Raw genomic sequence first — 13,979 nt, 5'->3', positions numbered from 1 at the left:
CGCCTCAGCTCATGAATCCACAGACTGCTGCCGCGCCGGAAGGCTTCGAACCGGTCGAGTTGGGCGGCGCCTTCGCGGTGCACAACGGCCCGCTGTTCGCCCGCTGGGCCGACGACCACCTGCTGCTCGGGTTTCGCGTGGGGCCGAAGCATGTCAACCCGGGGCAAGGCTGCCACGGCGGCATGCTGTGCACCTTCGCGGACATCCTGGTGTCGACGGCGGCGCAGTACCAGACCGACATTCCGCGCCAGTTCCTGCCGACGATCAGCCTGCAGACCGACTTCCTCGCCATCGCCCCGCTGGGCAGCTGGGTGCAGGGCCGCGCCGACGTGCTGAAGGTCACGCGCAACCTCGTGTTCTCGCAAGGGCTGGTGCAGGCCGATGGCGAGACCGTGTTGCGCGTGAGCGGCGTCTTCCGCCGCGGCCCGCTGCTGGCCGAGTCCGACGGCGACCAGGCGCTGCGGCTGCCGGGCATGCCGCAACGCGCCTGAATCTTTTCTGACGCTCTTCAGTCGTCCGTGAGGCGAATGAGCCGCTTGCCGAGGTTCTCGCCGCGGTAGAGCCCCGCGATGGCGTCGGGCGCGTGCGCGATGCCGTCGAGCACCTCCTCGAGGTACACCAGCTTGCCTTCGCGCAGCCATTGCGCGAGATCGCGGCGGGCCGCGGGATAGCGGTCGGCATGGTCGAAGATCACGAAGCCCTGCATGCGCGCGCGCTTCACCAGCAGGTGGCGTTCCACGCGCGGGCCCTGCGGCGCGGGGTTCCAGCTTGCGACCGATGCCGTGCCGCACACGACGATGCGCGCACCGACGTTGAGGTGCGTCATCACTGCGTCGCTGATGACACCGGCGGTGTTGTCGTAGTACACATCGACACCGCCTTCGCAAGCCTTCGCGAGCTGCTCGGCAAAGTCGTCGGCCTTGTAGTCCACAGCCGCATCGAAGCCGAAGCGTTCGACGCACAGCGCGCGCTTGTCGGGCCCTCCGGCAATGCCCACGGTGCGGCAACCGTGGATCCTGGCGATCTGCCCGACGCACGAGCCCACGGCACCCGCGGCCGTAGAAACCACGACGGTCTCGCCAGCCTTGGGCTGGCCGAGTTCCAGCAGGCCGAAGTGCGCCGTCACGCCGTTGATGCCCATCACGCCGAGCGAGGTAGACAGCGGCAGGTCGTCTTCCTCCACGCGCCGTTCGATCGCCGTGCCCTGCACCACCGCGTAGTCCTGCCAGCCGAAGAGGCCTGTCACCTTGGTGCCGACAGGCAACGCCGGGTCGCGCGATGCCTCGATGCGCCCCGCCGCAAAAGAGCGCATGACCGCGCCGATGGCCACCGGCTCCGAGTAGTTCGCCACCGCGGCCACCCACCCGCGCATCGCGGGCTCCACCGAGAGGTAGATGTTGCGCACCAGCACCTCGCCGGGCTGCAGCTCCGGCACCGGGCTCGTGACGATCTCGAAGTGTTCCGCCTGCGGAATGCCGGGGGGCCGCGAAGCAAGAAGAACCTGTCTGTTGACGCGCTGGGACATGTGGGTTTCTCCGGGGGTGCGGACGGTATGCCGCTGGTTCAAATCCGCTATAGTACACATGCGTATGATGTACATCCATACGCTCAACGACACAGCACAGGAGACGAGTCGATGGCTGGAAAATGGTTCGAGGAATTCGTGGTCGAACAGCAGTTCGATCATGAGATACGGCGCACTGTGCTCGAGTCGGACAACATGTGGTTCAGCAACGCCACCTGCAACCCGGCGGCCATCCACATCGACGCAGAGTACGCCAAAGGTACCGAGTTCGCAAAGCCGCTGATGAACAGCATCTTCACGCTCGGGCTGGTCATCGGCCTGTCGGTGCAGGACACCACGCTGGGCACCACGGTGGCCAACCTGGGCATGACCGACGTGCGCTTTCCCGCGCCGGTGTTCGCCGGCGACACGCTGCGCTCGCGCACCACGGTGCTCGAGGTGCGCGCGAGCAAGTCGCGGCCCAATGCAGGCATCGTGACCTTCCTGCACCAGGGCTTCAACCAGCGCGACGAAGAAGTGGCCACGCTGCGGCGCCAGGCGCTGATGCTGCGCAAGCCGGAGGCCGCGTGATGGCCCTGCGCTCGATGCTCTTCGTGCCGGCCGACAGCGAACGCAAGCTCGCCAAGGGCCTGGGCAGCCCTGCCGACGCGCTGATCCTCGACCTGGAAGACGCCGTGGCGCCCGCGCACAAGGCCGCGGCGCGCGGCAGCGCCACCGCCTTCATCGCCGAGCACGCGGCGCGCCTGCAGACGCAGCTGTACGTGCGCATCAACCCGCTCGACTCCGGCCTGGCCATGCAGGACCTCGCCGCCGTGGTGGTGCCCGGGCTGGCCGGCATCATGCTGCCGAAGACGCACAGCGCCGACGACATCCGCCGCATCGCCTTCTGCCTCGATGCACTCGAGGCCCGCGCCGGCATCGCGCCGGGCACGGTGCGCATCGTGCCGGTGGCCACCGAAACCGCGCAGGCCATGCTCACCATGGCCAGCTACACGCGCGACGTGCCGCGGCTCGCCGGCATCACCTGGGGCGCCGAAGACCTGTCGGCGGCCATCGGCGCCATTTCGAACCGCGACGCGGACGGCAGCCTGTCGCCGCTGTACACGCTGGCCAACTCGATGTGCCTGTGCGCCGCGGCCTCCGCGGGCGTGCCGGCCATCGACACGCTCTACACCGACTTCCGCGACGCGGCCGGCCTCGCTGCTTCGTGCGCCGTGTCGCGCCGCCGCGGCTTTGCCGGCCGCATCGCCATCCACCCCGACCAGGTCGCGGTGATCAACGAGGCCTTCTCGCCGAGCGAGGCCGAACTGGCCCACGCGCGCCGCGTGGTCGAGGCCTTCGCGGCCCAGCCCGACGCGGGCACCGTCGGCCTCGACGGCGCGATGCTCGACATGCCCCATCTGAAACAGGCGCGCCGCACGCTCGGCCTCGAAGGCTGAAGCGCAGCGCGCCTTCGTCCACTCGCCCCTTCAAGCAACGGAGACATCTGCAATGGACTTCTCGATCCCCGAGGACCACACGGCCATTCGCGACGGCGTCGGCGCCGTGGTGAGGTCGTTCGACGACGAATACTGGCTCGCCCGCGACGACGACGGCGAGTTTCCCAAGGCCTTTCACCGCGCCATGGCCGATGCCGGCTGGCTCGGCATCACCATGCCGCAGGAGTACGGCGGCGCCGGCCTGGGCGTGACCGAGGCGGTGATCATGCTGCACGAGGTCGCGAGCCACGGCGGCGCGATGGCGGCCGCATCGACGGTGCACATCAACCTGTTCGGGCCGCACCCCATCGTGGTCTTCGGCACCGAGGACCAGCGCAAGCGCTGGCTGCCGCGCTTGGTCGAGGGCAAGGACCAGTGCTGCTTCGGCTTCACCGAGCCCGACGCGGGGCTGAACACCACCGCCATCAAGACCTTCGCCGAGAAGGTGCCGGGCGGCTACGTGGTGCACGGCCAGAAGGTGTGGACCTCGACCGCGCAGGTCGCCAACAAGATCATGCTGCTCACGCGCACGACCAAGCTGGAAGACTGCAAGCGACCGACCGACGGCATCACCATCTTCTACACCGACCTGGACCGCAGCAAGATCGAGGTGCGCCGCATCCCGAAGATGGGCCGCAAGGCGGTGGACTCCAACGCCATCTTCATCGACGGCCTGTTCATTCCCGACGCGGACCGTGTCGGCGAGGAAGGCAAGGGCTTCAGCTACATCCTGCACAGCCTGAACCCCGAGCGGCTGCTGGTGGCGGCCGAGGCCATTGCCATCGGCCAGGACGCATTGCGCCGCGCCACGCGGTACGCGCGCGACCGCGTGGTGTTCGATCGGCCCATCGGCCAGAACCAGGGCATCCAGCATCCGCTGGCCGAGCGCTGGATGGCGCTGGAAGCGGCCTGGGCCATGACCATGAAGGGCGCCTGGCTCTACGACAACCACCGGCCCTGCGGCGCGGAGGCCAACACGGCGAAGTTCCTTGGCGCGCGCGCGGGCTACGACTCGGCGCTGCAGGCGGTGCTCACGCACGGCGGCTTCGGCTACGCCAAGGAATACCACGTCGAGCGCCTGCTGCGCGAGGTGACCATCACGCGCATCGCGCCCATCACCGAGCAGCTCATCCTGTCGTTCATCGCCGAGAAGGTGCTGGACCTGCCCAAGTCGTACTGACCGCAGTAGCGACTTCCCTTGTGAAGGAAACAATGTGATCAAACGCGGACTCTTCAGCGAGGAGCACGATGCCTTCCGCGACATGGTGCGAAAGTTCATCGAAAACGAGATTGCGCCCCACCACGCGGCGTGGGAAAGCGAAGGCATCGTGCCGCGCGAGCTCTGGCGCAAGGCCGGCGCGGCGGGCATGCTCTGCTGCACCATCCCCGAGGAATACGGCGGCGCCGGTGCCGACTACCTGTTCGACGTGGTGGTGTTCGAGGAAATGGCGCGCTCGGGCTACACCGGCCCGGGCTTCATGATCCATTGCGACCTGGTGGCCACCTACGTGAAGTCTTTCGGCACCGAGGCGCAGAAGAAGCAGTGGCTGCCGAAGATGGTGCGCGGCGAGGCCATCGGCTCGCTCGGCATGACCGAGCCCCACGCCGGCTCCGACCTGAAGGCGATCCGCACCAAGGCGGTTCGCGACGGCGACGACTTCGTGATCTCCGGGCAGAAGGTGTTCATCTCCAACGGGCAGCTGTGCGACGTGATCGTGCTGGCCACCAAGACCGACTCCACGGCCGGCGCCAAGGGCGTCACGCTGTTCCTGGTCGACACCAGCCTGCCGGGTTTTCGCCGCGGCAAGAACCTGCAGAAGCTCGGCATGAAGGGCCAGGACACGTCGGAGCTGTTCTTCGACGAGGTGCGCGTGCCGGCCTCGGCCATGCTCGGCGAGGAAGGCCGCGGCTTCGAACTGATGATGACCAAGCTCGCGCAGGAACGCCTTGCCCAGGCCATCCGCTCGGCCACCGTGGCCGAAACGGTGGTGGAGTGGACGGTCGACTACGTGGCCAATCGCAAGGCCTTCGGCAAGACCATCGGCGACTTCCAGAACACGCAGTTCAAGCTCGCCGAGCTCAAGACCGAAGCCGTGGTGGGCCGCCAGTTCACAGACAAGTGCATCGAGAGTTTCATGCAGGGCGAGCTCGATGCGGTCGACGCGGCCATGGCCAAGATGTGGCTGTCGAACACGCACTGCAAGATCGTCGACGAGTGCCTGCAGCTGTTCGGCGGCTGGGGCTACATGTGGGAATATCCGATCGCGCGGGCCTACGCCGACGCGCGCATCGTGAAGATCGCGGGCGGCTCGATCGAGGTGATGAAGCACATCATCGGGCGCCAGATGTTCTCCAGCTACCAGAAGGGCGGCGACCGCTACAACGGCGTTGCCGGCATCAACCCCGCCTGAGGCGCGCACGCCCCGGCATTCGAAGGAACGACCCATGACGACGATGGCCAGCGGACCGATCCGCGACGACGCCCTGAAGGGCAAGCGCATTCTCATCACCGGCGGCGGCACCGGCCTGGGCAAGGAGCTGGCGCGCGCCTTCGTGGCGCACGGCGCGTCCGTGCACATCTGCGGGCGGCGCGAAGGCGTGCTGCAGGAGGCCGTGGCCGAGCTGCGCGCGCAGGCCGCGCACGGCGGCACGGTGGAGCACCACATCTGCGACGTGCGCAGCGCCGAGCAGATGGAGGCCATGGTCGAGAAGATCTGGGAAGGCGGAGCGCTCACCGGCCTGGTGAACAACGCGGCGGCCAACTTCATCTCGCCGTCGATCGAGATCAGCCCGCGCGGCTTCGAGGCCGTGCGCTCCACCGTGATGGACGGTGCGCTCTACGCCACGCTGGCCTGCGGGCGCCGCTGGATCGCGCAGGGCCTGCCCGGCTCGGTGGTGAGCATGCTGGTGACCTGGGTGTGGACCGGTTCGCCCTACGTGCTGCCCTCCGTGATGGCGAAGACGGCCGTGCACGCCATGACGATGTCGCTGGCCGTGGAATGGGGGCAGCACAACATCCGCGTGAACGCGGTGGCGCCCGGCCCCTTCCCCACCGAGAGCGCATGGGAAAAGCTCGCGCCGATCCCCAAGGCCAACGTGGGCGCGGCCTCCTCCGAGAAGGTGCCCATGGGCCGCTTCGGCAAGATGAACGAGCTGTGCAACCTGCTGATGTTCCTGCAGTCGGACGGCTGCGACTACATCACGGGACAGAACATCGCCATCGACGGCGGCCACCACCTGGCGGCCCCCAGCACCTTCGCCGAGATGAACGCCATGACGCCCGAGGACTGGGCCGAGGCCAAGCGCATCGTGCGCGGACGCGCGGAGCAGGAAAAGGCGCAACGCAGCGCTGGCTGAGCGGCACCTTCGCATGACCCGCAGGAGAAGTTTTCTCGGCGCCGTGGCCATGGCGTCGGCGCTGCCCTTCGATGCCGTGCGCGCGCAGGGCTTCCCGTCGCGGCCGATCACTCTGATCGCCCCCTCGGTGGTGGGCGGCTCCACCGACGTGGTCTGCCGCGCCATGGCAGAAGCGGTCGGGCGCCGGCTCGGCGTGGCGGTGGTGGTGGAGAACAAGGCCGGCGCCGGCGGCTCGCTGGGCGGCCTGGCGCTCGCTTCCGCCAGGCCCGACGGCCACACGGTGGCGCTGCTGCCGCTGGCCACCTTCCGCATGCCGCTGATGCAGAAGATGGCCTTCGACCCGCTGCGCGACATCGCCTATGTGGCCGGCCTCGGCGGCTTCGTGTTCGGACTGGCCGTGAAGGCCGATGCCCCGTTCCACAGCCTGGCCGAGCTGATCGACCATGCACGCCGGCACCCGGGCGAAGTGAGCTACGGCCACGCCGGCATCGGCTCCACGCCGCACCTCGCGGTGGAAGAGCTGGCGCAGAAGACCGGGGGGCAGTTCACGGCCGTGCCGTACAAGGGCTCGAACGAGGCGCTGGCCGCGCTGCTCGGCGGGCAGATCTCGGTGATGAGCGGCACCACCGAATTCGCGCCGCATGTGCAGTCGGGCAAGCTGCGCGTGCTGGCCACGCTGGGCGCCAAGCGTGCCGCGGCGTTTCCCGACGTGCCGACGCTGCGCGAATCGGGCGTGGACATCGTGAACGAGTCGCCCTTCGGCATCGGCGCGCCGCGCGGCACCGACGCGTCGGTGGTCCGCACGCTGCACGACGCCTTTCGCGCGTCGCTGGACGACCCGACCGTGAAGTCCGTCTACGCGCGTTTCATGCTGCCGATGATTCCCATGAACCCGGCCGAGTACGAGGCCTTTGCACGCCGCACGGTCGCCTCCGAACGCGCGACGCTCGCGCGGCTCGGCCTGCTGAAGAAGGAGTGAGTGTGTCGAGTCTTTCCGCGCCGGTGCTGGACCTGCGCCTGCATGCCCGCAAGGCCCCCGACCGCCCCGCCATCGTCTGTGGCGACGTGCAGCTCAGCTACGGTGAACTGGAGGCGCTGGCCAATCGCTGCGCCGGCGTGTTCCGCCGGCTCGGGCTGGTGCGCGGCGACCATGTCGCCACGCTGCTGAGCAACCGGCCCGAGGGGCTGGCCGCCGCCTGGGCTGCATGGCGCTCGGGCCTGTACCTCACGCCCATGTCGACCGCGCTCGCGCCGCCGGAGCTGCAGTACCTGGTGGAAGACTGCGACGCGAAGGCGGTGCTGGTCGATGCGTCGCTCGGCGAACTGGTGGCCGCGCTGCCCGGCGCCGCCGCGCGGCCGGTGCACTGGTTGTCTTTGGGCGGCGCCGTCGAAGGCTTTTCTGCGCTCGAGCCGCTGCTGGACGCGGCCTCGCCCGCCCCGCACGCCGACGAGCCGCCTGGCGCGCTGATGATGTACACCTCGGGCACGACCGGTGCGCCCAAGGGCGTGATCCGCCCGCTGCTGCCGCCCGAGTGGCGCGGCACGCCGCCTTTTGCGGCCGACCTGCTCGACCTGTTCCAGGTGGGCGGCGACGACGTTCGCTACCTGTCGACCGCGCCGCTGTACCACGCGGCACCGCTGCGCGTGGCGCTGGCCGTCACTGCCGGCGGCGGCACCGTCTTCGTGATGGAGCGCTTCGACGCCGAGGAGGCGCTGCGGCTGATCGAGCACGAAGGCATCACGCACAGCCAATGGGTGCCTTCGATGTTCCAGCGGCTGCTGGCGCTGCCGGCCGAGCGCCGCGCCGCACTGCGCGCCCCCGCGCACCGCATCGCCGTGCACGGCGCCGCGCCCTGCCCGCCCGCGCTGAAGCGCGCAATGATCGATTGGTGGGGCCCCATCCTGCTCGAGTACTACTCGGGCAGCGAAGGCGTCGGCCTGACGCTGATCGACTCGGTCGAGGCGCTGCGCAAGCCCGGCTCCGTGGGCCGCGCGCGCAAGGGCGTGGTGCACATCGTCGATGCCGACGGCGGCGAACTGCAGCCCGGGCAGACCGGCGTCGTGTACTTCTCGGGCCTCAAGCCCTTCGCGTACCACAAGGCGCCGGAGAAGACGCTGAGCCGCACGCACGCGCAGGGCTGGCAGACCTTCGGCGACATGGGCCACGTCGACGACGAAGGCTGGCTCTACCTGACCGACCGGCAGGACGACATGATCATCTCGGGCGGCGTCAACATCTACCCGCAGGAAATCGAGGCCGCCATGCTCGAGGTGCCCGGCGTGTGGGAGTGCAGCGTGGTGGGGGCGGCGGACGAGCGCTTCGGCGAACGGCCCGTAGCCTTCATCGTGCCAGCACGCGACGCGGCACACGACCCCGATGCGCTGGTGGCCCTGCTGGCGCGCGTGCGTGCGCACAACAAGGAACGCCTGGGCCGCCTGAAGCAGCCCGACGAGATCCACCTGATCGACCAGCTGCCGCGCACCGCCACCGGCAAGGTGCTTCGCCGACAGCTGCGCGACGGTCTCGGCAAGGGCCTTTCAGGCAAGGCCGTTTAAAGGCCCTTTAGTCAGCAGAAGAGAAGGCCGGCCCCTGCGGCGGCTCGCAGGCGCGCCGCCGTTCCTTTCCGTTCGTCAGGTGGAGCCGCATGGCCGCACGCGCGGCTTGCGCGTCCTGCTGCTCGATGGCCTGGAAGATGCACCAGTGCTCGTGGCGCGCCTGGTTCATCCACACCGCGCTCTGCTTCTCGCCGCCCACGGCGATGAGGAACGCGGTCGGCACGCAGGTGGGGCTCAGCGCCTCCAGGATCGCGGAGAAATGCGGGCTGTGCGAGATGCGCGCAATTTCAAGGTGGAACTGGAAGTCGGGAAAGGCCGTGTCCATGTCCTGGTCCATCGCGGCGTTGAAGGCGTCGAGCGCGCGCTTCAACGAGACCAGTTCGTCGGCGCTGCGGCGTTGCGCCGCCAGCGCCGCAGCCTCGGTCTCCAGCCCGATGCGCAGCTCGATCAGCGCAATCGCCTGCTCGAGGCTGTCGTCGGGGCTGCTGTCGACGCGAAACGGCCTGGCCCGCGACGCGCCCACGACGAAGGTGCCCACACCCCGCTGCGGCCGGACCATGCCGGCGGCCTGCAGCTTCGACAGTGCCTCCCGCACCACCGTTCGGCTCACGCCGAACTCCTGCATGATCGCCGCCTCGGTCGGCAGCTTGTCGCCCGCGCGCAGCGGGCCGATCCGGATCCGCCTGCCCAATGCATCGACGACGCCGGCGCTCAGGCTGCGCGGGCGGCTGCGCTCGAACGGTTTCATGTGCAAATCCGTCCATGGTACGGGCAAGCCCCGGTCCGTCGTCGGCAATTGGCGGCTCATGGCCGACGGCTCGGAGCCGAGGTCCTGCAGGTGCTTGGCGAATTCGGGCTTGGCCACGATGCGTCGAAAGTCCTGCCCGGTCTCAGAGCGCGAGCAGCCACCCCGCGAGCGCCGCGAGCGCGACCACCAGCACGGGCGACTGCCGCCAGTACACCAGCAAGCCGAAGGCGCCCAGCGCAAGACCGAAATCGGCCCGCGAATGGATCGCGCTGGTCCACACCGGGTCGTACAGCGCGGCCGCCAGGACACCGACCACGGCCGCGTTGATTCCAGCCATCGCACGCTGCACGCCGTCGCGCCGGCGCAGGACTTCCCAGAACGGCAGCGCGCCGACCACCATCAGGAAGGCGGGAACGAAGATGGCGACAAGAAGCGTCAAGCCGCCAATCCATCCGCCCAAGGTGCCCGTCATCGCCGCGCCAAGGTAGGCCGCGAAGGTGAACAACGGGCCGGGCACGGCCTGCGCTGCGCCGTAGCCGGCGAGGAACGCGTCGTTGCCGAGCAACCCGTTGGGCACCACGCTGGCCTGCAGCAGCGGCAGCACCACGTGGCCCCCGCCAAACACGAGCGCACCCGATTGGTAGAAGGACGAGACGACCGACAGCGCCGGCATGCCGACCGCAGCAGCCAGCGGCGGCAGCAGCACGAGCAGGAGCGCGAACAGCAGCAGCATCGCCGCGCCTGTCCGCCTGCTCACGCCGTAGTCTCGGTGCACGGCGACCGGCAGATGGCCGAGCTGCACCGCCCATCGCCCGGCAACGCCGCCCGCGACGATGGCAGCGACCTGCCCCGTCACCGAAGGAACGGCAAGCACCAGCAACGCGGCAACGACGGCGACACCCGCCCGCGTGCGGTCCGGGCAGAGCGTCCTGGCCATTCCCCAGACCGCCTGCGCGACGACGGCGACCGCGACGATCTTCAGACCATGGACCGCACCCGACTGCGCCAGCGCGGACCACTGGGCGACGCCCAGTGCAAACAGGATGAGGGCGATGGCGGAGGGAAGCGTGAACCCGGCCCATGCGCACAGCGCGCCCAGCCACCCCGCCCGCCCGAGCCCGAGCGCGATGCCCACCTGGCTGCTCGCCGGACCCGGCAGGAACTGGCACAGCGCAACCAGGTCCGCATAGCTCTTGTCGTCCAGCCACGCGCGGCGGTCGACGAACTCGGTGCGAAAGTAGCCAAGGTGCGCAACGGGGCCGCCGAACGAGGTCAGGCCGAGTTTCAGGAAGGCCAGGAACACCTCGATGGCCGAGCCGCCGGTCGGGCTTGCACTCGCTGGCGAAGCGGCGGTTGCGGCGTTCCCCTTGTGTGCGCTGTGTGCCTTGCCTGCCTTTCTTTCCTTGCTTGCCTGATGCCGGCTCATCGGATTTCCACCCTGAATGCTGTTTCGTCGGGCATCTTAGCGAGAGATCTTGACCAGCTTCTTTCCACCGATGCATTGCATCTGAACAAGCGCTGCATACCTTCTCCGTGCGCTTAAGTCGTTCACCTCAACTTCACGACCTGGCATGTTCCAAGCGGACGACGCTTTTGCGCTCGCGCCGCCGCTCGTGGTGGTCACGGCGGCGCAATGTGCATGGCCAAGCGGACCCTCTTCCGAACGAAATCCACCGCACGACCAGGACCCCATCAACTGCTGGCAAAAATAGATGAATCTGAATGGTTTGTGAACTACTAAAGTATTACATTTCTGACGCCGAAAAGCGAGGAGCGAATGAGGAAGCCAACCGGCTCGCGCGACTTCGAGGAGCAGAGCGAATGCCACTGGACTACCTGATCAAGCTCCACCATGGTCAGCTGCCTGTCACCGTCACTTCTCCAGCGGATCTGAAGCAGATCTCGTTGCTCAAGGCGACCGGTCTCATCGAGGCCACGCTGGCGCTCTCCGGCGCGCCGGACAAGGCTTTTCAAAGAATCGAAGCAGCGCTCGTCCAATCGATCACGGATGCGGGCAAGGCTGAAATCACGGCCGCCACGGGCCATGCAACGCATGGCGGATTGCCCCTCGCCGGGGGGAACACGCTCGCGCTCGAGTACCTCCGCCTGATCGAGTACTGCAGCCTGCCGATCTCCGTCACGGAACACAGCGTGGTCGACAGTGTCGAGGCGCTTGCCAGGGCAGGACTTGTCGATGCGACCATCGAGACCTTGCCGCGCCAGGCGCCGATGCCCGGCGAGCGCACTGCACGGGTTCACCGGATCACCGAGGTGGGGCATGACTTTCTATCGCGCAAGCATGGAAAGGCCGTGAACCGCACAAGAAGCCAGTCCCTTCAAACTTTGCAAGCCTGGATTTCCGCCAGCGCGCAGCCGCTGGAGGCCTGAGACAAGACGGAGGCTGTGCGCAAACCCGAGACGACATCCGGACGAGGAGCAATCGCAGGATGCGGTTGACGCGGGGTGGCGCCAGCAGCGCCGACAAGGGGAAGTGACGAGATGGAACCGATCCCGTATCTGATCTGGCTCCAGGGCAAGTCGCTGCCCCTCGCTGTTTCGACACCGCAGGAAACCCGGCTCGTGTCCATGCTCAAGGCGGCCGGCCTGGTGGAGGCGACGAACCCGGCTCCAGCGAATGCCCAAGGCCGACATTGGCCGGCAGCCGAGGCTGTCGTCCTGTGCATCACCGACCAGGGCCACGAGGCCATCGCGCGACACGTGGCGATGCGAGGTTTCACCGCTACTCCGCAGAAGCACACGCCGCTGGACCGTCTTCGATCGCTCGAGCACTCTGCGTTTCCCTTGCGCGTGGAAGACCCGAACGGATCAACAGCATCGCCGTGCTCAAGGCTGCAGGCTTCGTCGAAGCGACGCTCAGCGGCGCTCCTGCTTGTGGAGATACCCAAGAGTGCAGCAATCAAGCACTGGTGCTACGCATCACCGAACTCGGGCGTGCGGCGTTGGAGAGAAATCGACGCTGATCGATCACCAGGATATCCAGACGCCGTCGAGCACCGCGTACCGGCCCGGTGCAGGCCTAACCCTGCAAGGCCGCCCGCGACACATCGCGCTCGTAGCCACGCGCAGCCACCATGAAAAGGCCGGCAGCCAGCACGCCGAAGACCGGCATCACCGCCAACGCGGCCTGCAGCGACCAGGCGTCGGAAATCCAGCCCGCGATGAACGGCCCCGCGGCCAGGCCCAGCAGGTTCTGCGCGAGCGACAGCACCGACGCACCCGTCGAGCGCACACCAGGGTGCACCACGTCCATCACCACCGCCGCCACCACGCCCGCCTGGCAGGTCATGAAGAAGCCGCCGAGCGCGATGACCGCGAACTGCACCTGCGGCGCGAGCACGATGCCGAAGCGCGATGCACCGAACGCAAAGCCCAGCACCGCGGCGGAAACGAGGCACAGCAGCGCCGTCACCTGCAGCTTGGCGCTCGCACGCCAAAGCCCGGCGCGATCGGCCACTGCGCCCCACACCACGGCGCCCGCCGCACCGCACAGCACGACCAGCGCCGCGCGCAGGGCCGCCTGCTCCGGCGCGAGGCCGTCGACACGGTTCAGGTAGCTCGGCAACCAGGCCCACACGGCGGAGACGAGCACGACCTGCGCCGGCGCTGCAACGCAGACCCAGAACAGGGTCGGCACATGGGCCAGCAGCTTCATCGCGCCGCGCAGGCTGCCATGGCCTGCCGCGGCGCCGCCGGCCGCCAGCGGCACCGTGTCGTAGTCGCGCACCTTGAGGTACAGCAGCGCCAGCAACAGTCCCGGCACGCCCACCACGCCGAACGCCGCCCGCCAACCCCAACGGGCCGCGATGACGCCACCGAGCACCACGCCCAGCACCGACCCCACCGACGCGCACGAGAAGAACACCGCGAGCACCGTGCCGCGCATGCGCATCGGAAAGTGGCTGGCGATCAGCGCCGTGCCCACCGACCCGTAGCCGGCCTCGCCCAGACCGACCACGGCGCGCGCCCCCAGCAGCTGCGTGTAATTGCGGCTGAACATGCACGAGATGGACGCCATGCTCCAGATCAGCGCCATGCACACGATGCTCTTCACGCGGCTGAACCGGTCGGCGGCCAGCGCGACCGGAATGCCCGCGAGCGCCACCGTCACCGACACCACCGAGGCCAGCGCGCCGAGCTGCTTGTCGGACAGCCCCCACTCCTGCTTCAGGTGCGGAAAGAGCGACACGATGACCTGCCGGTCGATGTAGTCGAACAGCATCAGCCCGCAGGTCATGGCAAAGGCGAACCAGGCCTGGCGCGGTCCGATGAGGTAGCTGTCGCGGGCGTTCATGCC

At 68.5% G+C, this 13,979-nt stretch carries 13 protein-coding genes; 9 read left to right on the top strand and 4 right to left on the bottom strand.

Features of this window, described 5'->3' with window-relative positions; genetic code table 11:
• The first annotated feature begins 11 nt into the window (after window positions 1–11).
• On the top strand, window positions 12–491 hold the full coding sequence (locus BM013_RS18985) for a PaaI family thioesterase (RefSeq protein WP_093129202.1): 480 nt from the start codon (window positions 12–14) through the stop codon (window positions 489–491).
• A 17-nt stretch (window positions 492–508) separates the two neighbouring features.
• On the opposite strand, the gene BM013_RS18980 is transcribed toward BM013_RS18985, so the two are convergent.
• A complete protein-coding gene (locus BM013_RS18980) occupies window positions 509–1,525 on the bottom strand; it encodes an NADP-dependent oxidoreductase (RefSeq protein WP_093129201.1) in 1,017 nt (338 codons plus the stop codon).
• A gap of 111 nt (window positions 1,526–1,636) precedes the next feature.
• Between BM013_RS18980 and BM013_RS18975 the strand changes: the two genes are divergently transcribed.
• The 7 genes from BM013_RS18975 to BM013_RS18945 are packed head-to-tail and all read left to right on the top strand — an operon-like array spanning window position 1,637 to window position 8,916.
• A complete protein-coding gene (locus BM013_RS18975) occupies window positions 1,637–2,095 on the top strand; it encodes a MaoC family dehydratase (RefSeq protein ID WP_093129200.1) in 459 nt (152 codons plus the stop codon).
• Window positions 2,095–2,964, top strand: a complete 870-nt coding sequence (locus BM013_RS18970; RefSeq protein ID WP_177225507.1) for an HpcH/HpaI aldolase/citrate lyase family protein — start codon at window positions 2,095–2,097, stop codon at window positions 2,962–2,964. The genes BM013_RS18975 and BM013_RS18970 overlap by 1 nt, the downstream gene beginning before the upstream one ends.
• A 52-nt stretch (window positions 2,965–3,016) precedes the next feature.
• On the top strand, window positions 3,017–4,183 hold the full coding sequence (locus tag BM013_RS18965; RefSeq protein WP_093129198.1) for an acyl-CoA dehydrogenase family protein: 1,167 nt from the start codon (window positions 3,017–3,019) through the stop codon (window positions 4,181–4,183).
• Between the two features lie 34 nt (window positions 4,184–4,217).
• The gene (locus BM013_RS18960) at window positions 4,218–5,414 is read left to right on the top strand and encodes an acyl-CoA dehydrogenase family protein (protein ID WP_093129197.1); all 1,197 of its coding nucleotides are present in this window, start codon (window positions 4,218–4,220) and stop codon (window positions 5,412–5,414) included.
• Between the two features lie 34 nt (window positions 5,415–5,448).
• Complete coding sequence (locus BM013_RS18955; RefSeq protein ID WP_256220236.1) at window positions 5,449–6,360, top strand: SDR family oxidoreductase; 912 nt, start codon at window positions 5,449–5,451, stop codon at window positions 6,358–6,360.
• A gap of 13 nt (window positions 6,361–6,373) precedes the next feature.
• Window positions 6,374–7,339, top strand: coding sequence for a Bug family tripartite tricarboxylate transporter substrate binding protein (locus tag BM013_RS18950; protein ID WP_093129196.1), 966 nt, complete (start codon window positions 6,374–6,376; stop codon window positions 7,337–7,339).
• 2 nt (window positions 7,340–7,341) lie between these two features.
• Window positions 7,342–8,916 carry an AMP-binding protein gene (locus BM013_RS18945; RefSeq protein WP_256221555.1) on the top strand — a complete coding sequence of 525 codons (1,575 nt, stop codon included), beginning with the start codon at window positions 7,342–7,344 and terminating at the stop codon, window positions 8,914–8,916.
• A gap of 7 nt (window positions 8,917–8,923) precedes the next feature.
• On the opposite strand, the gene BM013_RS18940 is transcribed toward BM013_RS18945, so the two are convergent.
• Together BM013_RS18940 and chrA are read right to left on the bottom strand one after the other, a co-directional pair.
• On the bottom strand, window positions 8,924–9,664 hold the full coding sequence (locus tag BM013_RS18940) for a FadR/GntR family transcriptional regulator (RefSeq protein ID WP_093129194.1): 741 nt from the start codon (window positions 9,662–9,664) through the stop codon (window positions 8,924–8,926).
• Between the two features lie 142 nt (window positions 9,665–9,806).
• The gene (chrA, locus tag BM013_RS18935) at window positions 9,807–11,090 is read right to left on the bottom strand and encodes a chromate efflux transporter (protein WP_093129193.1); all 1,284 of its coding nucleotides are present in this window, start codon (window positions 11,088–11,090) and stop codon (window positions 9,807–9,809) included.
• Between the two features lie 395 nt (window positions 11,091–11,485).
• On the opposite strand from chrA, the gene BM013_RS18930 reads away from it, so the two are divergent.
• Complete coding sequence (locus BM013_RS18930; protein ID WP_093129192.1) at window positions 11,486–12,052, top strand: hypothetical protein; 567 nt, start codon at window positions 11,486–11,488, stop codon at window positions 12,050–12,052.
• A gap of 649 nt (window positions 12,053–12,701) precedes the next feature.
• Here the strand turns inward: BM013_RS18930 and BM013_RS18925 are convergent.
• Window positions 12,702–13,976, bottom strand: coding sequence for an MFS transporter (locus BM013_RS18925; RefSeq protein WP_093129191.1), 1,275 nt, complete (start codon window positions 13,974–13,976; stop codon window positions 12,702–12,704).
• Window positions 13,977–13,979 lie beyond the last annotated feature (3 nt).

Origin of the sequence: Variovorax sp. OK605 (assembly GCF_900115445.1) — a bacterium.
Classification (GTDB): Bacteria; Pseudomonadota; Gammaproteobacteria; order Burkholderiales; family Burkholderiaceae_C; genus Variovorax.
Note: the sequence above shows the minus strand (reverse complement) of the source record. Positions and strands in the feature narration are given on the sequence as shown.